Below are 21,494 nucleotides of genomic sequence, written 5' to 3'. Positions count from 1 at the left end.
CCGTGAAAGTGCTGTTGCCCTACCGTGGTCCGTTCACCCACGCACCGCTGTGGGGTGCTCTGCGTGCGCACACCGTGGCCGGGCTCGAGCGGCACGATCCCGACGGAACCCACACCCGGGTGGTGAACGGCCCGCACGGTCCGGCGCTGGTGTCGGTGGTCGTGCGGCCCGCCGACGAGCACGTCGAGGCGCACCTGGCCCCGGCGCATCCCGACGACGTCGAACCGTTGGTCGCGGTGATCCGGCGATGGCTCGACCTCGACGCCGATCCGCTGCCGATCGACGCCGCATTGAGCCGCCACAGGAAGCTGGCGCCGCTGGTGGCGCTGCGCCCGGGTCTGCGGCGCCTCGGAAGCGTCGACGGCTTCGAGACGGCGGTGCTCACCGTTCTCGGACAACAGGTGTCGCTCGCGGCGGCCCGGACGTTCGGTGGCCGACTGGTGTCGGCATACGGCCTGCTCGTGCACGACGGATTCTTCGCGTTCCCCGCACCGGAGACGCTGGCGGCGCTCACGCCCGAGGAGTTGCGCGCGACCGTCGGTCTCACCGGCGCCCGGGCGAAGACGGTGCACGCGCTGGCCGCGGCGGCAGCCGACGGTCTACGGCTCGGCGGGGACACCGACCCGGCGGACTTCCGGTCCGGTCTGATGGCGCTACCGGGTATCGGCCCGTGGACGGCGGACTACCTGACGGTGCGGGTGCTGGGCGACCCCGATGCGTTCACCCCCGACGACCTCGTCCTCAAACGCGCGCTGGGTGTCACGACGGGCAGGCAGGCAGCCGTTCTCGCCGAGAAGTGGCGGCCGTGGCGGGCATACGCCCTGTTCCACCTGTGGACGGACGAGGCGTATTAGTCCCGCTCAGTCCTTCGCCTTCGCGAGGGACGACGGCCACCAGATCTTCTTACCGATGTCGTGGGAGAGCGCCGGGACGAGGATGCTGCGCACGATGATGGTGTCGAGCAGCACACCGAACGCGACGGCGAACCCGACCTCGGCGAGGAACACCAACGGCAGCACACCCAGCACCGCGAAGGTCGCCGCGAGCACCACCCCGGCCGAGGTGATGACACCACCGGTCACCGCCAGTCCGCGCAGCACACCGGATTTGGTGCCGTGTTCCTCGGTTTCCTCGCGGACCCGGGTCATCAGGAAGATGTTGTAGTCGATACCGAGCGCCACGAGGAACACGAATGCGAACAGGGGGAATGCCGGATCCGCGTTGGCGAAATGGAAGACGTGGGTGAAGAAGAGTCCACACACCCCGAGGGTGGCCGCGAACGACAGCACCACGGTGGCGATGAGGATGATGGGAGTCAGCAGGGCGCGGAGCAGGAGCGACAGCACGACGAAGATGACGACGAGAACGATCGGGATGATCAGGTTCCGGTCGTGCACCGACGCGGTCTGCACGTCGAGAGTCGTTGCGGTGCTGCCGCCGACGAGCGCATCGGCACCGGGCACCGCGTGCGCCGCGTCGCGCAGTCGTTTCACCGTCTCGAGGGCTTCCGGGGAATCGTACGAGTCGGCGAGGGTCACGTTGACGACCATCCGCCCGTCGATCGGTGCGGCCGTGAGGAAGTCGGGTGCACACCCCTGCCCGGCCGCCGAGGCCACCGCGGCCGGGTTCGACTTGATCAGTGCCGACAACTTCTCGACATCGACCTGCGGGCACACTGCGCCGGGATCCTTCGACACCCCGTCCACCCCGCTCACGGCCGCGATGACCGCGTCCGTCTGGTCTGCGTTGGTGACGATGACGGCGGGCGCACCGGCACCCGGGTCGAATTTCGAGTCGTACAACTCCTGACCGACGACGGCGTCGGGTTGGTTGGTGAAGTTCTCCGACGACGACAACCCGTCCGTCTTCAGGCTGCCGATGCCGACCAGGAACAGCACGGCCAGCAACACCGTCGTACCGATCCACAGGGGGCGGTCCTTGCTGCCGACCTGGGCGGCGATCCTGCCCCACAGACCGTGCGTGGTGAGGTCTGCGGCCTCGTCCACCTTCGGCTTCCGCGGCCAGAACACCCACCTGCCCGCGGCGGACAGTGCCACGGGCAGAAACGTCATCATCACCAGGTAGGTGCACGCGATGCCGATCGCGGCGACCGGCCCGAGACTCTTGTTGGAGTTCAATTCGGAGAACGTCAGGCACAGCAGACCGAGGATGACGGTGACCGCCGACGCCGTGATGGCGGGCGCGGATTCCTTCCACGCCTTCGTCATGGCGTCGAAGCGGCTGGGATAGAAGTGCAGTTCTTCCCGATACCGGGAGATCAGGAGAAGCGCGTAGTCGGTGCCCGCCCCGATCACGAGGACGAACAGGATGCCCTGACTCTGGCCGGTGAGGGTGAGCACGTCGGCCTTGGCGAGGAAATAGATCACCATCGACGCGAGGCCGAGCGCGAGCAGGGCGGAGAAGAGCGGGAAGAACCACAGCACCGGGGATCGATACACGACGAGCAGGATCAGGATCACCACGAGCAGTGCGGCGCCGAGCAGGGCGCCGTCGAGTCCGGCGAACGCGTCGATGAACGCCACCAGGAGGCCACCGGGGCCCGCCGGGAGGACCTCGAGTCCGGCGGCCGCATTCTTCGCGGCGGTGAGGACGTTCTCCTCGGTGGCGGCGAGCACGTCGCCCGCGACGGCCGTGCCGTCCTCCTTCGCGACGAGCGGAACGTAGATCGACGCCGTCGTGCCGTCCTCGGAGAACTGGGTCTGGGCAATCCCTTCGGCGTCGACTCCGTCGACCGTCGCGATGGCGCCACGGGCCTGGGCGATCGACGCCTTGTCCTGCTCGGTGAGCGGGGCGTCGCTGTGGAACAGCACGAAACCGGGGATCGTCTCGACGGTGAGGAACTTGGCCGATTCGTTGGTGACGATCGTCGATTCGGCGGAACTCGACAGGTAGGCGGCGTTGTCGTTCTTCTGGACCTCGGTGAGCTTGCCCTGGAAGGAGCCCCCGAACCCGCCGGCGAAGAAGGCGACGATCGCGATGGCCACGATGGTGAACGCGGGCCAGCGGAATCGGCGCGGCGTCTCGCCGCTGGTGCTCGAGTCCGTCGAATCCAACTTCGTCATGGGTTCTCCTTCGCCGCCCCCTCAGCAATGCGTCCCAGTACACCACGCCGGGCACACCGGCGACACCGGAAAATGGCGGGCGTCAGGTCACGTCGGACGTTTCGGCGTAGCAGTCCCGCACCGCGACATCCATCGGAAACCGCACCCGTGTCGCACCGAACAGGAGCCGGGTGGCCACGTCGACCGCACCGAGGACGTGCCGCGTCGCCGATTCGGGGTTCCGGGTGTGGACCATGACCTCGTCGTGCTGGAAGAAGACGAGTTCGCTGTCCGGATCGTCGGCGAGCCGTCGCCGCAGGTCGGCCAGCACACACAGAGCCCACTCCGATGCCGTGGCCTGCACCACGAAGTTTCGGGTGAACCGGCCGCGGGAACGCGCATCGCCGTGCGACCAGAAGTCGGGTGACGGCGGTGGGCACGCCCGCCCGAGCCACGAGTGCACCACCTCGCCGCGTTCGCCTGCGCGGGCCGCTCTCTCCACGAATTCGACGGCGACGGGAAAACGAGTGCGCAGCAGCGTGAGCAGGGACCGGGCCTCACCCGCCGTCGCCCCGTACAGCACCCCGAGGATCGCGACCTTGGCCTTGCCCCGGTCACCGTCGAACGTCTCCGCCGCGACCGGTGCGTACAGGTCGTCGGAGCCCGCGGCGGCCACCATGCGAGCATCACCCGACATCGCGGCCAGGATGCGGGGCTCGAGCTGGCCGGCGTCGGCGATGACGAGCGTGTGACCGGGGTCGGCGATCACACTCGACCGCAGCGGTTTCGGAATCTGCAGCGCGCCGCCGCCGCGGCTCGCCCAGCGACCCGAGACCACGCCACCGGGAACGTAGACGGGCCGGAACCGGTCGTCGCGGACCCAACTGTCGAGCCACTGCCAGCCGTTGGTGCTGAACAGCTTGGACAGATCCCGGTGGTGCAGGAGCAGCGGCACCGCAGGGTGGTCGACGTCGCGGAGCAGGTGCTTGCGGGTGGACGCGAGTTCGATGCCTTCGCGGCGGAAGGCGTCGACGACCTCGACGTGGGACGCCGGGTTGATGCGACGACCGAACGCCGTCCCGATCCCCGCGGCCACGTCCTGGATGCGCTGCGGCAGGTCGTACCCGGCAGGCCGCGGTCCGAGCGCCGCCTCGAGGAAGGCGCGGTGCGCGTCGGCGGAGAACGGCAGACCGTCGTAGCTCATCTCCGCGGCGGCGAGTGCCCCCGCGGACTCGGCGGCCACGAGCAGGTCGAGCCGTGCGTCGTCACCGATCGTCTTCCGCTGCTCCGCGAAGTCGGTCACTACCCGCGCCGGATCCGTGGTGGGTGCGGTGTCGAACAGGCCGGGGCGTTCGTCGACGGGTTCGTCCGGCGGCGGCGCCGGAACGCCGTCGCGCATGCTGAGGACGGCGTGGGTGAGCGCGAGATCGTGGCAGCGGCGCACCCGTACCCCGGCCCGCAGCAGTGCGGGGTAGACGGCGGCGGTACTCGTCCAGACCCAGCGGGGGTGTTCGGCGGCCTCGACGTCGCGGACCGCGACCACGACGTCGGGGTGACGGCGTGGCGACTCGACCGGAACTCCCGCGGGATCGGTGCGGATCGTCGTCGCGCCGCCGTCGGCGTCGGGAACCATCACCACTCTCACCGGCCCAGTCTGCTCCGCGCCACCGACAGTCGATAATCCGCCGTCGGACGAGGGCAAACCCGCAGGTCGGCACTACACTGAACGCAGACGCTTCCTCGCCGGAAGGAGGGGCATCCGATGGCAACCATCGAAGAGTTCGAGCAGACGGTGACCGACAAGGTGATCGCCGGACTGCACGACAAATTCGCAGACTACGAGCGCCGCGGCGTCGGACTCGCCGAACTCGGCGACCCCGATCGGTTCGTCGAACGGATGCTGGCGGCGATGCCCGCCCCGCATCCCTGGTACGAACAGTTCGGCGCGGCCTGGTCGACCGCGCCCGCGTGATTCACGCCCCGGCGGCGTCGACCGGTTCGGGTTCGCTCAGCGCCTTATGGCGGCGATGCAGACCCTTGCGGTCGTAGAACCGGGTGATCACCGCGCCGAAGACGAGGCCGATGAGGAGGCCGGCGAGGGTCATCCACACCGCGTGGATGAGCCCTGCGTCGCCGGAGGCGCCGAAGAACATGATGGCGCGCACCCCGATGTAGATCTGGTGCATCGGTTCGAACTCGCCGAGCCAGGTGTACAGCCGCGGCGCCGCCTCGAGCGGGATGGTCCCGCCCGACGAGGGCAGCGCCAGGACGACGAAGACCATCAGGTTGATGAGCAGGCCCAGGTTGCCGAACGCGGCCATCACGGACATCGCCGTGATCCCGACCGCGGCGATCGCGAAGGCGCCGTATTCCCACAGGGCGAGTGGGTCGGTGATCGGCAGCCCGAGGGCGGAACTGATCCACAGGTACAGACCCGACACGATCATCGCCAGCAGCACCATCACCGCCCATTTGATCAGCAGGGTGTGGAACCGGGAGATCGGGACCGCCTCGTTGTGGAGGTACAACGGCCCGACCTCGGTGGGGGTGAATCCGAGCATGCCGTCGATCAGGGTGCTCGCGATGGTCGCACCGGTGAAACCGGCCAGCACGATCAGCAGCGCGTAATAGAACGCCGCCAGACCGAAACCGGTGCCGTCGGGCAGCGGGTTGTGGGCCACGACCCGGACGTCGATGGGCTCGTCGAGCACGAGCCGGCTGGCCCCCGACAGCTGGAGGTCGGGTGCCGTCGCCTGGAGTTGCTGCGTGACCTGGGTGGTGAGTTGTTCGCCCATCGTCTGGTTGGCCTTGTCCATCGCCATCTCACCGATGTTCTGGACGAGGTTCGCGCTGATCGTGCCGGCCCGCGGGTTCGTGTAGATCGTGATCACGGGACGCTCGACGTCCCCGGGAATCACGCTCGCCTGGGCGAGGATGAAGGTGCGCTTCGTGAAGTCGCTCGGAATGACGATGGCGCCGTAGATCTCGCCGTTGTCCAGTGCGGACTGGGCCTGAGCGATCCCGATCTGCCGAAGTTCGACCTTGTTCGGATCGACGCCCTCGACGAGGCCGGCGGCGATCTGGTCGCCGAAGTTCTGCTGCTGCGGCGGGTTCGAATTGGGCATGGTGTCGCCCTCGTCCTGATTGACGAGGGCGATCGGGAAGTGGTTGAGGTGCTTGGGGGGATTGAGCATTCCCCCCATGTACAGCGCGGCGAGCAGGGACATGACGACGGAGACGAGGAGCAGGGGAGCTATCCAGAACCGTGGTGTCCGGAGCACGCTCATCTTGCCTGCATCGCCGGTTTCGTGAGCCATGTCCCCTCGCATCCTTTCCGGGCCGACCCTCGGATCGACCAGCCGGATCAAGCGTAGGCGGTGGGGCCGCTCATCGCGCCGCGGTGACCTCGAACCAGGCGTCGAGTGTCGGTTCACCGACGAGGTCCACGAGATCGACCTGCACGCCGTCCGCCCGCCACCGCTCGACCAGCGCCATGACCCGCACCGAGTCCATGCCCTCGTCGAGGAGGTTGGCGGTGTCGTCGATGTCGGCGACGGGGACGTCGAGCACGTCGGCGACGTCGGCGCGGATCCGGTCGCGGGTCGGAACGGTGCTGCGGTCGGAACTCACTGTCGTCCTCCTGTGTGCCGTCGAACCGCGGCCCGTTGAGCCGGTTCGGCGACATGGGGTAGGTTGCTGGGTTAGTGAAGCCTAAGCATAGTTGCTCTCCTCGCGAACGGCGAAACGGAGAGCTGTTGCAACCGAACGTGAATGGATGACGATGGCTGGATTATCGAGATACGCAATCGACTTGACGCCGCTGCGGACGAGTCGCGAGTTCCGATACATCTTCATAGCCCGCACGATCTCCATCTTCGGTCTGGGTCTGCTCCTGGTGGCCGTGCCGCTGCAGGTGTACGACATGACGAATTCCACACTGGCAGTGGGCGCGGCGAGCATCGTCGTCGGCTCCTCGGTGTTCATCGGCACCCTGTTCGGCGGCGTGATAGCCGACCGGTACGACCGCAGGCCGGTCATCTCGCTCGCCCGCGCGGCAGCGGGCGTGGCGTTCGCGATCCTCGCGGTCAACGCGTTTCTCCCCGCACCCCAGCTGTGGATCATCTACCTGTGCGGCGTGATCGAGGGCCTGGCCGGCGGGATCTCCGCGACCGCACTGATGGCGGTGATTCCGTCGCTGCTGCCCAAGGACAAGATGGCCGCCGCCGGTGCCCTGATGACGGTCATGGCCGATCTCGGCACGGTCGCGTCACCCGCCATCGGTGGTGTGATCATCGCGGCGACATCCGTGGGCACCAACTACGTTCTGGCCGCGGTGTCCTCGGGCATCACCGCGTACTGCATCGCCAGACTGCCGTCGCTGCCGCCGCCGGTCAAGAACACCGAGAGCCCGCTGCGGTCGATCGCCAGCGGTTTCACCTACGCCGCCAAGGACTCCGTGGTCGGCGGAACGCTGCTGGTCGGGTTCTGCGCCATGATGCTCACCGGCTGGAACGTCCTGCTGCCCGCGTACGCAAGTCAGGTGCTCCATGCCGGACCGGCGGCCACCGGGCTGCTCTACAGCGCGCCCGCCGTCGGCGCCCTCACCGGATCGCTCACCAGCGGCTGGACGGGGACCGCGCGGCGCGGGGGCCTGATCGTGTTCCTCGCGGCCATGATCGCGTCGGCCGGACTGATCGGCGTCGGCGCTGTCCCGATGATCGCGGTCACGTTCCTCGGTCTCGCTGCCCACGGGTTCGGGCGGGTGCTCGGCGACATCCTCCGGTATGCGGTCATCCAGACCGAGACCCCCGAGGAATACCGCGGACGCGTCGCCGGTGTGTGGGGCGCCCAGATCTCCACGGGTTCGGCCGCCGGCGCACTCGTCGCCGGCGCCGTCGGTGCCGCGGTGGGACCTCGGGAGGCGTTCCTGCTCTACGGGGCGGGCGGCATCGTGGTGCTGGCCGTCCTCGCGCTGACGTTGAAGGGCTTGCGCACCTACAGCAGTGCCGCTGCCGAGGAGGACGACCTCTCGGCAGCGGCACCGTGACGCTGTCAGCGGAAAACTAGCTGGCCTGAGCGTTGTTCGCGGCCTGCGACAGCTGCGGGAGCAGCTTGTCCAGCAGCCACGGCACGCTGAGCACGTTCGGCGAGCTCGACGCGAACACCAGCGGCGGATCGGTCAGACCCACGTAGGAGTTTTCGCGCACGGCCTTCATCCCGGCGAACAGCGGGTTCGACTGGACCTCGTTCTGCAGCTCGGGTGACAGGTACCAGGCGAGCAGGACGTCCGGGTTGTACGTCGGCAGCAGTTCGAGGCTGACCGGGGCCGCGAACTTGGTCTGGTCGCTGCTCTCGCGCAACTGCTGGGCGAGCGGATCGACGGTGAAACCGAGGCTCGCGAGCATCTTCAGGCGAGGATCGGTGTCGAAGTAGAAGTTGTACGATCCCGCTTCGGTGCCGCTACCGAAAGCCACCGTCTTCCCGGCGAACTCGGGGTGCTGCGACTTCGTCTGCCCGAGGGTGTCCTGCGTCTGCGTGACCAGGGCCTCGGCCTGAGCCGACCGGCCGAGGGCCTTGCCGACGGTGGTGATCTGGTCTTCCCAGCTGGTCGCCCAGCGACGCTCCGGGTACGCCACGGTGGGGGCGATGGCCGACAGCTTGTCGAACTGTTCCTGGTTGACGCCCGAGTGCACGGCCAGGATCACGTCGGGGTCGAGTGCCGCGATCTGCTCGTACGGCATCTCCTTGCTCGACGCCGTCAGCAGCGTGGGCTCCGCATTCGGGTCGAGTTCCTCGAGCTTCGCCCGCGACCACGGGAGCAGGCCGTCGTCGGTTCCGGTGTCCGACTTCATGTTCTGTACGGCGACGGGCACGACGCCGAGCGACAGTGCCGCGTCCTCGCTGCCCCAGCCGAGCGTGACGACCCGCTTCGGGGCCTCCGTGATCTCGGCGGTGCCGAGCGCCGACGGAATCGACACGGGGAAGGCCGACGCGTCGGCCTGTCCGGTCGCGGATCCCGCCGCGTCGGTCGAGTCGGACGTCGATTCGCTGCAGGCGCCGGCGAACAACGCGGTTGCCGCCATCATCACGATTCCGGCTCTACGCCAGTATCTTCCGGACGTTATCATCGATCTCCCTGTTCTCTTACTTGTTGGGGTCTGAGCGTGAGCCGAATGCGGCGAGGGCCGCGTTCACGACGGTGCCGACTTCCCCGATCCAGCGGGGCTGGGTCATGTCCTTGTGCTCACAGTCGAGGTCGTGGTTGACGATCGTGCCGGTCACGAACGGCTGCCACAGGTCGTAGGTCGCGGACGTCGCGGGGTTCCGGGCCGCGGTGAAGAACAGCATGTCGGCGTCCACCACGATCTGCGAGGGTTCGGATTCGAGGCGCACGGCGTTCGCGAAGTTGTCGATCATCGCGGCCGGGGTGTGCTCGTTGATCCCGGCGAGCGCGCTGCCCTCGCCGCGCAGGATGTCGATGACCTGCTGCCGGGTCAATCCCTCCCCGATGAGCGGTTCCGGATCGTAGCCGACCATGTAGAGCAACGCGGCGAGGGCGTCCTGCTCCGTCGGCATCGACGCCCACGCATCGGACGGGAAGGAGTCGAGCAGGACGAGCATGCCCAGCTCCTCGCCCTGATTCTGCAGGGCGCCGGCGATGGCGTGCGCGACGACGCCCCCCAGCGACCATCCGAGGAGGTGATAGGGGCCCGTCGGTTGCACGGTCCGCATGTGCTCGATGTATTCGGCGGCCATGTCCTGCAGCGTTTCCGGCGGCCGCGTCGACGTCGACAGGTTGGAGGCCTGCACGCCGTACAGCGGGTAGTCGTCGTCGATGTGCCGCAGCAGACCCGAATAGCCCCAGCTGATTCCACCGGCGGGGTGGAAGCAGAACACCGGCGGCCGGGACCCCTCGGTGCGGAACGGCAGCAGAACGGCCAGGGCGTCGGCGTCGGAGTCGTCGTCGAGGCGGTCGGCGAGTTGCGCCACCGTGGGTGCCGCGAACAGCGACGCGACCGTCGCGCTCACCGACAGCCGGCTCGAGATCGCGCTCATCAGGCCGGCCGCCATCAGCGAGTGGCCGCCGAGGTCGAAGAAGCTGTCGTCGATGCCGATCCGCTCGATCCCGAGGGCCTCCGCGAACAGCTGGCACAGCACCTCCTCGCGGGCCGTGCGCGGCCCCCGCTCGGACACCTGCAGCGACAGGTGCGGGACGGGGAGCGACGACTGGTCGAGCTTGCCGTTGGGGAGGGTGGGGAACTCGTCGACGGCGATGAACGCCGCCGGGATCATGTAGTCCGGCAACCGGCTCGCGGCGCGACGATGCAACTGGTCGGGGTCGATCCGGCCGCCCGGCACCGACGTGGCGTACGCGACGAGCCGCTGATCGCCGGGACGGTCCTCGCGGACCACGACGACGATGTGCTCGACGTCCGGGTCGCCGGACAGCACGGCCTCGATCTCGTTGAGCTCGATGCGGAATCCGCGCACCTTGACCTGGGAGTCGGCTCGGCCGGTGAAGTAGATCTGGCCGTCGCGGCCCCACCACACGACATCCGACGTCCGGTACATGCGACCACCCGGGCCCGTGAACGGGTCGGCGACGAAACGTTCCGCGGTCTTGGGGCTCTGGTTGCGATATCCGCGGGTGACGCTGTCGCCGGCGAGATACAGCTCGCCGGACACACCCGGCGGCACCGGCCGCAGCGCCTGGTCGAGGACGTAGGCGTGCTTGCCCGGATCGACGACGCCGATGGGCACGGGGCCTTCGTGTCCCGGTTCGACGAGGGCCAGGGTCGCGTTGACCGTGCACTCGGTGGGTCCGTACGCGTTGAACAGCCGGCGGCCGGGTGCGTACCGCTCGATCAGCTGGGGTGTGAGCTTCTCGGCGCCGAGCATCAGGTCGACGCCGTCCGGGATGGGGTGCTCGGGAGGGAACGCGGCGGCGAACGACGGTGGCACGCCGACGAAGTTCACGTCGTGTTCGGTGATGACGCGGGCGAGCGGTTCCCCGGGAACCCGGTCGGCATCCGTCGCGACCACCAGCGTTCCACCCGACAGCAACCCCCACATGATCTGCCAGAACGCGAGGTCGAAGCTGATCGACGAGAAGTGCAGCGCACGAGTGGTGTGGTCCATGCCGATCACGTCCGACTGCAGCGACAGCAGGTCCGCGATGCCCCGGTGCGGGACCACGACGCCCTTCGGCACGCCCGTCGAACCGGACGTGTAGATGAGGTACGCGGCGTCGTCGAGTCGCAGCGGCCGGCTCCGGTCGGCGTCCGTGGGGGCGGTGACCGGCTGGGAGTCGAGCCGGGCCTGCACGTCCGGATCGTCGAGGTCGAGCAGCGGCACACCGGTACCCAGCGGGGTTTGGTCTGGGACACCGACGGACGAGGTGACGATCGCGACCGGGGTCCCGTCGGCGAGCATGTGCGCGATCCGGTCGGCCGGGTACGTGGGGTCGACGGGGAGGTACGCGGCACCGCTCTTGAGCACCGCGAGAACACTGACGATCAGCTCGGCGGAACGGTCGAGAGCGAGCGCGACCACGTCACCCGGCCCGGCGCCACGCGAGATCAGCAGGTGGGCAATCCGGTTCGCCCGTTCGTCGAGCTGCCGGTAGGTGAGGGAGACCGCGGGCCGCACGCTCGCACCGACGGCGAGGGCCTCGGCGCCGGGTGTCTGCGCCACCTGCTCGGAGAAGTACTCGTCGAACGTGCGGAACGGGACGGAGTGCTCCGCGTGGGACCAGTCGCCGAGCACCCGGCCCCGCTCCTGCGGGGTCAGGATGTCGAGCCGGCCGATCCGCTGCTCGTGGTTCTCGACGAGTCGCTCGATCACCACGGCGAGGCGGTCGGCGAGCGATTCGACCGTCGCGGCGTCGAAGAGTTCGGTGGAGTACTCGAACGTGACGTCGACTCCGCCGCTGTCCGGACGTTCCTGGAAACGCAGCGCCAGATCGAATTTCGCTTTCGTCGCGTCGAGCATCCGCACGGCGGCGGTGGTCCCGTCGAATCGTTCCTGCGCGCCGTCCTGCTTCCAGTGCGAGAGCATCACCTGGAACAGCGGGTGGCGGGCCGAGGACCGCGGGGGATTGACGAGTTCGACGATGCGATTGAACGGCACGTCGGCGTGGTCGACGGCGTCGAGGTCGACGGCCCGGACCCGGTCCAGCAGTTCGTCGAACGTCGGGTCGCCCGACACGTCGGTGCGCAGGACGACCGTGTTGATGAAGCAGCCCACCATCGCGTCGAGGTCGGGGTGACTGCGACCGGCGACGGGCACGCCGAGGGCGATGTCCTCACCGGCCCCGAGCCTTTCGAGGAGCACGGCCACCGCGGCGTGGACGATCATGAAGAAGCTCGCGCGCCGCTCGCCGGCCAACCGGTCGACGGCGGCGTGCAATTCGGGTGAGAGGCTGCGGCGCACGGTGGCGCCGCGATTGGTGGGCAGCGCCGGTCGGGGGCGGTCGGTGCGCCAGCCCAGTTCGAGCGGCAGTTCGGCGAGTTGGGTCCGCCAGTAGTCGAGTTGGCCGCGCAGCAGGGCGGTGTCCTCGCCGATCCGGTCGCGTTGCCACACCGCGATATCCGGGTACTGCAGCGGCAGCGGCTCGAACGCGGGGGCGTGGCCCGCGCGGCGCGCGTTGTAGGCGAAGGCGAGGTCGTCGAGGAGCTTCGACTGCGACCATTCGTCGCCGATGATGTGGTGCATCAACAGCACCAGGGTGTGCTGCGGTGCGTACAGCACCGCGCGCAGCGGCGGCTGGTCGGTGAGACCGAGACCCACCGTCGTCATCGCACCGATGTGTGCCTCGATGTTGCCGACGTTGTCGACGCGTTCGAGCCGGACCTTCGCGTCTTCGGCGGGAAGCACGACCTGGTGCGGCACCGCGTCGACGAGGGGGAACACCGTACGCAACGACTGGTGCCGGGCCACGACGTCGCCGAGCGCCGCGGACAGGGCGTCGGGTTCGAGGCCGTCGCCGAAGTCGACGGCCAGGGCCAGCAGGTACGTTCCGCCGCCGGCCGCGCTGTCGAGGAACCACAGGCGTTCCTGCGCCGGCGACAACGGCACCGGCGTGCCCTCCGGAAGGTCGCGGGGCATCGGCCTGTCCGCCGACACCCGTTCGCCGGCGTCGTCCACGAGCGCGGCCACTGCGGCCACGGTGGGATTCTCGAACACCGCCGCAACCCGCAGCGGCACACCCAGTTCCGCCGTGATGGCGGAGACGAGGGCGGCGGCGAGGAGGGAGTTGCCGCCGAGCGCGAAGAAGTCGTCGTGGACGCCGACCTGCTCGGCGCCGAGCACCGACGTGAACAACGGCAGGATCCGGGCTTCGGTGTCGGTGCGCGCGACGTCGCCGGCCTGCCCGAGCCAGCGCGGCGCGGGCAACGCATCCTTGTCGACCTTCCCGTTGTGGGTCAACGGCAACCGGTCGAGCAGCACCAGTGCGGCCGGCGTCATGTATCCGGGAAGGGACCGGACGACGTGCGCCCGCACCTGTTCTTCGACCGTGTCGTGCGACGCGCCCGGCCGGGGCACGACGTACCCGACGATCCGCTGGTCGCCGCCGGCCTGCTCGTGCACCGTGGCCACCGCCGCCTGCACGTCGTCGACCGCGGTCATCGCGGCCGTGATTTCGCCGAGTTCGACTCGGTACCCGCGTAATTGGATCTGATCGTCGATCCGGCCGTGGTAGTGGAGAACGCCCGCCGCGTCATAGCGTGCGAGGTCGCCGGTGCGGTACATACGCGTCCCGCCCGGCGTGAACGGGTCGGCGACGAATCGCCCCGACGTCAGGCCGGGACGCCCGAGATAGCCGGGGGACAGGCCGGGGCCGGACACGTAGATCTCGCCGGTGACACCGGGCGGGACCGGGCGCAGCCCCGCGCCGAGAACGTAGGTGCGCAGGTCGCCGAGCGGAACTCCGATGCCCACGACGTCGGCCGCGGTGACCTTCGTCGCGGTGACGTGCACGGTGGTCTCGGTGATTCCGTACATGTTGACGAGTTCGGCTCCCGCAACCGTGTCGGCGGCGGCGAACCAGGCGCGCAGCACAGCGGGATCGAGGGCCTCACCGCCGAACACGACGTAGCGCAGTCGCAGCCGGTCGAAGGAGTCCGCGCGGACGAGCGCGTCGACGAGATGCCCGAACGCGGACGGCGTCTGGTTCAGCACGGTGACGCCCTCGTCGACGAGCAGCGCGGCGAGGTCGGCCGGCGACGTCAGGGTGGCCTCGTCGACCGTGACGAGACGGCCGCCGTGCAGCAGCGCGCCCCAGATCTCCCAGACGGAGAAGTCGAATGCATACGAGTGCAGCAGCGGCCAGCAGTCGTCCTCGGTGAACGTGAACCATTCGCGGGACACGTCGAACAGCCGCATCACGTTGCGGTGCGGAATCGGGACGCCCTTGGGCACACCGGTGGACCCAGAGGTGTAGATGATGTACGCGATGTCGCTCGCGCGCAACGCATTCGCGAGTTCGCCGACGTCGGACGGTTCGGCGTCCTCGTCGATCAGTGGAAGGTCGCCGAGCAGATCGGCGGATCCCATGCCCAGCGACGGCTGCGCATCCCGCAGGATGAACCGGGCACGTTCGGCGGGCGACGACGGATCGATCGGCAGATAGGTCGCGCCGCTGCGGAGGATCGCGAGGACGGCGACGATCAGGTCGGTGCCGCGGGGGAGGCTGACGGCCACCACCGTGCCGCGCCGGGCGCCGGCCGACCTCAGCCGAGACGCCAGTGCGGCGGTGCGGCGCGCCAGTTCGCGGTACGTCAGATCGTTCACCGCCACGCGGTCCGGGTGGGTGCGCGCCTGGGCGAGAAAGGCCGAGACGATGCTGTCGCCGTCCGGCAGTGCAGCACCGGTGGGCCGGTCGAGTCCGGCCGCCGACCGCCACAGCCGCTGTTCGTCGGGGGCGCAGACGTCGACAGCCGAGACGGGTTCCGCCGCCGTGGAGATGTTTCGGAGGTAGTGCGCGAAGCGGTGGGCGTGATCCCGGATCTCGGTCGCGCTGTACACCTCGGGGTTTCCGGCCCATTCGAGGGTGAGCTCGTCCCCGGCACCCGACACGGAGATCACCACGTCCTCGACCGGTCCGGTGGCGAGTTGGTGCACCACGCCGAAGGTGGGGCCGAACGCGATTCCGGCGGCGAACGGTTTGACGTTCACCACCGGTCCGCCGGTGACGCTGCCCCCGGCGTCCCGGACGCGCTGGAACGGGCGCGCGTCCGACAGCGCTGCGGCCACCCGGTCGATGACGTCGGCGAACGTCGGCTGCGATCCCAGCGTAATGCGGAGCGGCACAATGTTCGTGGCCGTCACGGGCGAGGTCAGCTCGATGCCCTGTCGTGCCAGCACCGGTACGCGCAGCCGGATCTCCTCGGTTCCCGTGTGGGCGCCCAGGTATGCGGCCGCGGTCGCATAGACCGCTTCGGCCCAGGTGGTCGCCTGCGCCGTCGCCGCGTCACGGAGGCTCTTCGCCGTCCCGGGGTCGATCGGGATCGTGCAGCGATGCGGGTCCGGCGCGGGCCTGCGCACGGTGTCGCTGAACCCGGCCGGCCGGCCGATGTCTCGGGGCGCGTCGATGTCGGGTGTCGCGGCATCGAAATCCCTGGCCGCCTCCACATGCGCCCGCAACGACGGAAACTTCGCGGGCCGTGGCTCCGTGCCCGCGATCCGCGCGGCGTACAGCGCCGCCACGCGCCGGGCGAGCAGTGAATACCCGTACGCGTCGAGCAGCGCGTGCGGAGCGCGAAGGTACCAGAGCGCACCGGATTCGGTCGTGATCACCGCCGTCCGCACGAGGGGAGCGGCGGAGTCGAAATCGAGCGGTGCCCGCACGTCCGCGTGCATCCACTCCAGGGCCGCAGCCATACCGAATTCGAGGCGTTCGACTTCGGGTGCGCGGAGCGGATCGTGCACCTGGGCGACGTCGGCCGAATCGGCACCCGGTTCGGCGACGAAGCGGACCGAGAGCACCTCGGCCTCCTCGATCACCGTGCGCACCGCCGCCGCGAGAGCCTCGACGTCGACCGGGGCCCCGATCTCGACGTACTCGGCCGTGGTGAAGGCCGCCCCTGTCGGGTCGAGGTGGTGCCCGGCCCACAGTTCGCGCTGGGCGGAGGTCAGGCCGACGGCGGCCGTGTCCGCCCCGGTCGGCAGGGCGGACGGCGACGAGATCGAAAGGGACATCTAACAGGCACTCCTGATGCTTTCGGCATTCGGGCTCGGGACTTTCGGCCTACTCAGCGTGTCAGGTTAGCCTAACCACATGATCCGTGGTGACCCTGCTCAGCCGACCTCGAGCGGGGCGAGCGCCGAGGCCAGCGCGTCCGTGGTGGTCACCGAACCGCAGCGCTTCGACGCGTAGGTGAGCGCCATGAGGTGCTCGTCGCGGCTGAAATCCGCGGTCGCGTCGGAGACCAGGAACGGCTGCACATCCGACATGAACGCCTCGGCGGCGCTCAGCATGCAGCCCATGTGCGTGTAGACGCCGGTGACGATCAGCTGGTCGCGGCCGTGGTGGCCGAGCAACTGCCGCAGGTCGGTGCGCTGGAAGGCCGAATACCGCCATTTGGTCACCTGGATGTCGCCCTCGCGCGGGGCGAGCGGCTCGACCACCTCCGTGTCGCGACCCGACGTCAGTCCCGGGCCCCAGAAGTCGGCGAGGATGCCGCGACGCGACGGGTGCTGGTCGCCCGGCTGCATCGTGTAGATCACGGGAATCCCGGCTTGCGAGCAGAGTTCGCGGATCCGGACCATGTTCGCCAACGCGGTCGTCATCGGTTCGGCCCGGACGTCGTACGCGTCGATGAAGTAGTTCTGCATGTCGTGGACCAGCAGTGCGGAACGCCGCGGGTCGAGGCGCCAGGACACCTTCGATTCGGGGACCTCGTGCATCTCCGGGATCGTGTAGGTCGAGATGGACGGGATGGCCATATGGTTCCTCACTGTCGGTCTGATCCGCGCTCCGCCCCACCGTGCGCGCGTTCGGTTAGGCTAGCCTTTGCTACCTGGCTCTGCAATCGCCAGGTGTGGGGGCGGGCGGCGCACAGTAAGGTGACTGACCGGTGGGGACCTGTCGCGGCCTCACGTGCCGAAGCCGTCGACCGGGAGAGACTGTTGACCACGCTGCTGTTACTGCTGCTGATCGTCGTCGTAATCGTGGGAATCGTGCTGATCCTGCGGAATCGGGCCGGGAAGAACGCACCTCCTGCCGGCCGGGTCGATCCGCTCGCCGACTACCCGGAGGTCTACGACCCGTACAAGATCGGCGTCGGCGACATCGTCACGTACGCGGGAATCGATCACGTAGTGCGCGGAACCATCACCCTCGACGAAGAGGGATACATCTGGCATGAGCACCTCCTCGACGGATCGACCGGTCAGCGGTGGCTCACCGTCGAAAACGACGAGGGAAACCTCGACATGACGCTGTGGATGCGGCGCGAGGGCACCGGACTCGAACCGGGCGGTGACGTGATCCTCGACGACCGGGTGCACCGCCAGATCGAACGGGGCACGGCCTCGTTCACCGCCGAAGGCACCACCGGCACCGCACCGCAGGGCATCGTCGACTACGCCGACTACGCGACGGCCGACAAGTCGGGTCTGCTGTCCTTCGAACGCTGGGCGCGGACGCAGTCGTGGGAGGTCTCCACCGGCCGCGCCGTCACGCGCGGCGAACTCACAGTCATCCATTCCGGCCCGGCGCAGTGACGCTGCACGTCCTCGGCGTCGAACCGCGCGATGTGACGGCGGAGGCGCTCGGTCTCGTCGTGAACGCCGAAACACCGCTCCCGCTGGCAGAACTCACCATCACGTCCGGCGACGACACGGTGACGTTGGGAGTTCTCGGTGCGTCGCACGCGGTGACGGCGCGTCTCGCCGGGCGGCGGATCACCGAGCAGGTGTCGTGCGACGCGGTCCGGGCGGGCGGACGACCGCTGCCCGCAACCGACGGCGCGCACGGGTACCGGTTCGATTCGACCACCGACGTCGTCGACCGTGCGCGTCTCGAGCAGACCGCCGACTGGCTGCGCCGTCAGGCCACCGAGGTGGACGGCTGGATCTGCGGGGTATTTCCCGGAGACCACACTGCACTGACCGCGCTCACGGCGCGAAGAGACGAGCCCGGCGGATGGTCCTGGCAGACCTGGCATCTGTACCCGGGAGACCATCCGTCCGCGGGAGATGCGGGCGGGGTGATCGTGAAGACGCGAAGCAGGTGGCAGCCGTGAACCGGTTCAGGAGACTCGTGCCGATGCTGCTCCTGGTGTCGGCCGTGACCGCGTGTGGCGGCGGCGTCCGCGACTACATCGCCGACACCTACGCCCTGCAGAACACCGCGGGCGATGCGAAGACCTACACGTCGAAAGACCCGGTGGGCACGACCGTCTCGAACATCGTCGCCGAAGAGCAGCCGGCGGCGCGGAAGGCCGACGGCGGCAGCGAATACCTGCGCTACGACGACGACATCGTTACGGTCAGCGCCGGTCCGGGTGGCGGCAGTCTCGTCCGAGTCGAAGACATCGACGGCCGCTACCGAAGCGGTGGATTCGCTTATCTGGGGCCCGGTTTCAACCCCGGTTCACCGGCGGGCGGCGCCAGCGGGAGCGGCGGATCCGGGAGCGCGAAATGACACAGAACCCTCGAGTCGGGAGAAGTACGTGAACACCACCTACACGGCGGCAGCAACGGAAATCGGTAGCGTCGACGTCGGACTGCTCGCCGTCGGCATGCTCGGCACCCTGGCGTATTTCGTCGTCGGTGCTGCCGTCCTCGGGGTCGGATTCGCCGTCCTCGACCTCGCCACCCCCGGCAATCTCCGGCACCAGGTGTACGTCGACAAGAACCCCAACGCGGCGATCCTGCTGGCATCGAACCACCTTGCCCTCGCCGTCGTCGTGGTCACGGCCATCCTCACCAGTTCCGACGGATTCGCCCAGGGACTCGCCGACTCCGCGGTCTACGGGCTCTTCGGTGTGCTGCTGCAGGTGATCGCGCTGCGCCTGATGAACCTGCTGCTGCCAGGGCAACTCGTCGGCCTGGTCGGGAACCCGCAGATGTGCGGTGCCGCGTGGGCCGTCGGCGCGAGCCTGTTCGCCATCGGCCTCGTGAACGCCGCCGCGCTCACCTGATCTCGTGAATGCTCCTGCCATAGCGTCCGATTCCCGTACCGTCCGCGCCCTGGGGCCCCGGGCCCGGGCGTTCCTGCTGGCCGCGGTGGCCGCGTGCGCCGCGTGCGGACTGATCTACGAACTGGCCCTGCTGACATTGTCGGTCAGCCTGACCGGCGGCGGGATCACCCAGACGTCCCTGATCGTCGCCGGTTTCGTGGCCGCACTCGGTGTGGGTGCCCTCGCCGCCAAACCGCTGCTCTCCACCGCCGCCGCGTCGTTCGTGGTCGTCGAGATCGTCCTCGGTCTCGTCGGCGGGTTCAGTGCGGTGACCCTGTACGTAACGTTCACGTTCTTCGGTTCCAGCGCACTCGTTCTGGTGCTCGGCACGGCCCTGATCGGTGTGCTGGTCGGCGCCGAGGTCCCGCTCCTGATGACGCTGCTGCAATCGGGCCGCAGCGACACCGACGCCGAGAGCACCGGCAAGGTGCTGGCCAACCTGAACGCCGCCGACTACGCGGGAGCCCTGGTCGGTGGCCTGCTCTGGCCGTTCGTCCTGCTGCCGATCGCCGGGATGATCCGCGGCGCCGCGATCACCGGAATCGTCAATCTCGTCGCCGCCGCGGTGGTGGCGCTGATCCTGCTGCGGTGGCAGCTGAGCCTGCGCACCCGCGTGCTCGCCGTCGTGGCACTGCTCGTCGCCGCCGCATGCATCGCCGTGCTGCTGGTGCGCGCCGACGGCATAGAGACCACGTCGCGGCAAAGGCTCTACACCGATCCCGTGGTCGCCGCGGAACGATCGCAGTACCAGGAGATCGTGGTCACCGAGCGCGGGGGAGACGTGCGGCTCTTCCTCGACGGCGACCTCCAGTTCTCCAGCGTCGACGAACACCGGTACACCGAATCGCTGGTGTACCCCGCGATGGCGGACGACCCGACGCGGGTGCTGATCCTCGGCGGGGGCGACGGCCTCGCCGCCCGAGAGGTCCTGCGACTGCCCGGGGTCGACGAGATCGTGCAGGTGGAACTCGATCCCGCGGTCGTCGAACTCGCGAACACGCGGCTGTCCGGGCTGAACAAGGGAGCATTGCAGGACCCGCGCGTGCACGTGGTCCTCGACGACGCCTTCCGATGGTTGCGCGATGCACCCGACCGGGGATTCGACGCCGTCATCGTCGACCTCCCCGACCCGGACACCCCGGCGCTCGGACGTCTGTACTCCACCGAGTTCTACGGCCTCGCCGCCGCCACCCTCGACCCCGGCGGACTGATGGTCGTGCAGTCCGGCAGCCCCTACTCGACGCCGGACGCGTTCTGGCGCACCACGTCGACCGTCGCGTCCGCGGGTCTGGCCGTCACCCCGTACCACGTGCTGGTGCCGAGCTTCGGGGACTGGGGTTACGTCCTTGCCCGGCGCGGTCCCGAACCGCCGGCCCTGCGCCTGCCCCTCGACGTCCCCGAACTCCGCTTCCTCGACGAACCCACCCTCGCCGCATCCGCGATCTTCCCGCGCGACCGGCCCCGCCGCGAACTCGAACCCTCGACGCTCGACCGGCCGCGCATCGTCGACGACATGCGGCAGGGCTACGAGCGCTGACGTGCGGCTCCGCCACCCGTGAGTACTTATTAACGTCGGGCGGTTAACAAGTACTCACGGGCGCGTCAGCGCAACTAGTTCATAGATATACTAAAATGACGGTGGCGGGCACCGGGCCCGCCACCTGCTCGCGATAGGGTTCCCTCATGACCGATGACGCAGCGCCGGCGCCCGTCCAGGTGCCCGACAGTCTCGACTTCTGGTCGTTCATCGAATTGGCGAACAGGCGCCTGAGCACGGAATACGGCTCGACGCACGAACTCGCCACCCAGGTCCTCCTGACGTTGAACCGCGCGTCCAACGTGGTCACGTACGACCTGGAGTCGTCGATCCACCGGCCGCGCGGACTGTCGTGGTCGGGGTTCCGGCTGATGTTCGTGACGTGGCTGGCCGGTCCCGTCGAGTCGAAGACGGCGGCCAAACTCACCGGTATGAGCAGGGCGGCCGTCTCGAATCTGACGAAGACACTGGTCAGCGGGGGGTTGATGGAACGGACCCCGGACGAGCGGGACGGCCGGTCCGTGCAGTTGTCACTCACGGAGAAGGGCCGGAGCGAGATCGGTGAGATCTACCGCGAGCAGAACGAGCGCGAGCACGCGTGGGCGAGTGTTCTCACCGAACCGGAGCAGCGCATTCTCGTCATGCTGCTGGACAAGTTGATCACCAATCGCAGCCAGTTCGACGTCCGCGGGCGTAACTGACCCTGCT

General features: G+C 68.9%; 15 protein-coding genes and 1 pseudogene. 9 read left to right on the top strand and 7 right to left on the bottom strand.

The window, feature by feature from the left end; genetic code table 11:
• The first annotated feature begins 2 nt into the window (after nucleotides 1-2).
• Complete coding sequence (locus ACFTWF_RS12855; RefSeq protein WP_378461589.1) at nucleotides 3-854, top strand: DNA-3-methyladenine glycosylase family protein; 852 nt, start codon at nucleotides 3-5, stop codon at nucleotides 852-854.
• A gap of 6 nt (nucleotides 855-860) precedes the next feature.
• Here ACFTWF_RS12855 and ACFTWF_RS12850 read toward each other — a convergent pair whose 3' ends face one another.
• Nucleotides 861-3,083 carry an MMPL family transporter gene (locus ACFTWF_RS12850; RefSeq protein ID WP_378461588.1) on the bottom strand — a complete coding sequence of 741 codons (2,223 nt, stop codon included), beginning with the start codon at nucleotides 3,081-3,083 and terminating at the stop codon, nucleotides 861-863.
• 82 nt (nucleotides 3,084-3,165) lie between these two features.
• Nucleotides 3,166-4,707: a bifunctional 3'-5' exonuclease/DNA polymerase gene (locus tag ACFTWF_RS12845; RefSeq protein ID WP_378461587.1), complete on the bottom strand. Its 1,542-nt coding sequence runs from the start codon at nucleotides 4,705-4,707 to the stop codon at nucleotides 3,166-3,168.
• A gap of 117 nt (nucleotides 4,708-4,824) precedes the next feature.
• Here ACFTWF_RS12845 and ACFTWF_RS12840 point away from each other — a divergent pair, with 117 nt between their 5' ends.
• Nucleotides 4,825-5,034: a hypothetical protein gene (locus ACFTWF_RS12840; protein WP_378461586.1), complete on the top strand. Its 210-nt coding sequence runs from the start codon at nucleotides 4,825-4,827 to the stop codon at nucleotides 5,032-5,034.
• A gap of 1 nt (nucleotide 5,035) precedes the next feature.
• Here ACFTWF_RS12840 and ACFTWF_RS12835 read toward each other — a convergent pair whose 3' ends face one another.
• Nucleotides 5,036-6,379, bottom strand: coding sequence for a YhgE/Pip domain-containing protein (locus ACFTWF_RS12835; protein WP_378461585.1), 1,344 nt, complete (start codon nucleotides 6,377-6,379; stop codon nucleotides 5,036-5,038).
• Nucleotides 6,380-6,449: 70 nt separating this feature from the next.
• A complete protein-coding gene (locus ACFTWF_RS12830) occupies nucleotides 6,450-6,692 on the bottom strand; it encodes a phosphopantetheine-binding protein (protein WP_378461584.1) in 243 nt (80 codons plus the stop codon).
• Nucleotides 6,693-6,843: 151 nt separating this feature from the next.
• Between ACFTWF_RS12830 and entS the strand changes: the two genes are divergently transcribed.
• Complete coding sequence (gene entS, locus ACFTWF_RS12825; protein WP_378461583.1) at nucleotides 6,844-8,109, top strand: enterobactin transporter EntS; 1,266 nt, start codon at nucleotides 6,844-6,846, stop codon at nucleotides 8,107-8,109.
• Between the two features lie 16 nt (nucleotides 8,110-8,125).
• On the opposite strand, the gene ACFTWF_RS12820 is transcribed toward entS, so the two are convergent.
• The 3 genes and pseudogenes from ACFTWF_RS12820 to ACFTWF_RS12810 form a co-directional block, all read right to left on the bottom strand.
• Complete coding sequence (locus ACFTWF_RS12820) at nucleotides 8,126-9,190, bottom strand: iron-siderophore ABC transporter substrate-binding protein (protein ID WP_378461582.1); 1,065 nt, start codon at nucleotides 9,188-9,190, stop codon at nucleotides 8,126-8,128.
• Nucleotides 9,187-16,262: pseudogene (locus ACFTWF_RS12815) on the bottom strand (amino acid adenylation domain-containing protein). Before ACFTWF_RS12815 ends, ACFTWF_RS12820 begins: the two are co-directional and overlap by 4 nt.
• Before the next feature lie 99 nt (nucleotides 16,263-16,361).
• Nucleotides 16,362-17,009: an isochorismatase family protein gene (locus ACFTWF_RS12810; RefSeq protein ID WP_378461581.1), complete on the bottom strand. Its 648-nt coding sequence runs from the start codon at nucleotides 17,007-17,009 to the stop codon at nucleotides 16,362-16,364.
• 183 nt (nucleotides 17,010-17,192) lie between these two features.
• On the opposite strand from ACFTWF_RS12810, the gene ACFTWF_RS12805 reads away from it, so the two are divergent.
• The 6 genes from ACFTWF_RS12805 (at nucleotide 17,193) to ACFTWF_RS12780 (ending at nucleotide 21,487) form a co-directional block, all read left to right on the top strand.
• Complete coding sequence (locus tag ACFTWF_RS12805; RefSeq protein WP_378461580.1) at nucleotides 17,193-17,789, top strand: DUF4178 domain-containing protein; 597 nt, start codon at nucleotides 17,193-17,195, stop codon at nucleotides 17,787-17,789.
• Entirely contained in the window at nucleotides 17,786-18,310 is a 525-nt protein-coding gene (locus ACFTWF_RS12800; protein WP_378461579.1) for a DUF2617 family protein, read from the top strand. Before ACFTWF_RS12805 ends, ACFTWF_RS12800 begins: the two co-directional genes overlap by 4 nt.
• Nucleotides 18,298-18,711, top strand: coding sequence for a DUF4247 domain-containing protein (locus ACFTWF_RS12795; protein ID WP_378461578.1), 414 nt, complete (start codon nucleotides 18,298-18,300; stop codon nucleotides 18,709-18,711). Before ACFTWF_RS12800 ends, ACFTWF_RS12795 begins: the two co-directional genes overlap by 13 nt.
• A 28-nt stretch (nucleotides 18,712-18,739) precedes the next feature.
• Complete coding sequence (locus tag ACFTWF_RS12790) at nucleotides 18,740-19,210, top strand: DUF350 domain-containing protein (protein WP_378461577.1); 471 nt, start codon at nucleotides 18,740-18,742, stop codon at nucleotides 19,208-19,210.
• Nucleotides 19,211-19,214: 4 nt separating this feature from the next.
• Nucleotides 19,215-20,786 carry a polyamine aminopropyltransferase gene (locus tag ACFTWF_RS12785; protein ID WP_378461576.1) on the top strand — a complete coding sequence of 524 codons (1,572 nt, stop codon included), beginning with the start codon at nucleotides 19,215-19,217 and terminating at the stop codon, nucleotides 20,784-20,786.
• Nucleotides 20,787-20,932: 146 nt separating this feature from the next.
• Nucleotides 20,933-21,487, top strand: coding sequence for a MarR family winged helix-turn-helix transcriptional regulator (locus ACFTWF_RS12780; RefSeq protein ID WP_378461575.1), 555 nt, complete (start codon nucleotides 20,933-20,935; stop codon nucleotides 21,485-21,487).
• Nucleotides 21,488-21,494: the final 7 nt, after the last annotated feature.

This window comes from Rhodococcus sp. NPDC056960 (assembly GCF_042674125.1).
Taxonomy (GTDB): domain Bacteria; phylum Actinomycetota; class Actinomycetes; order Mycobacteriales; family Mycobacteriaceae; genus Rhodococcus_F.
Note: the sequence above shows the minus strand (reverse complement) of the source record. Positions and strands in the feature narration are given on the sequence as shown.

What these genes read in the sequence shown, in the direction of transcription:
- ACFTWF_RS12810 (WP_378461581.1), bottom strand. Translation starts at nt 17,009, where the DNA reads ATGGCCATCCCGTCCATCTCGACCTACACGATCCCGGAGATGCACGAG.
- ACFTWF_RS12780 (WP_378461575.1), top strand. Translation starts at nt 20,933, where the DNA reads ATGACCGATGACGCAGCGCCGGCGCCCGTCCAGGTGCCCGACAGTCTC.
- entS (WP_378461583.1), top strand. Translation starts at nt 6,844, where the DNA reads ATGGCTGGATTATCGAGATACGCAATCGACTTGACGCCGCTGCGGACG.
- ACFTWF_RS12850 (WP_378461588.1), bottom strand. Translation starts at nt 3,083, where the DNA reads ATGACGAAGTTGGATTCGACGGACTCGAGCACCAGCGGCGAGACGCCG.
- ACFTWF_RS12820 (WP_378461582.1), bottom strand. Translation starts at nt 9,190, where the DNA reads ATGATAACGTCCGGAAGATACTGGCGTAGAGCCGGAATCGTGATGATG.
- ACFTWF_RS12835 (WP_378461585.1), bottom strand. Translation starts at nt 6,379, where the DNA reads ATGGCTCACGAAACCGGCGATGCAGGCAAGATGAGCGTGCTCCGGACA.
- ACFTWF_RS12840 (WP_378461586.1), top strand. Translation starts at nt 4,825, where the DNA reads ATGGCAACCATCGAAGAGTTCGAGCAGACGGTGACCGACAAGGTGATC.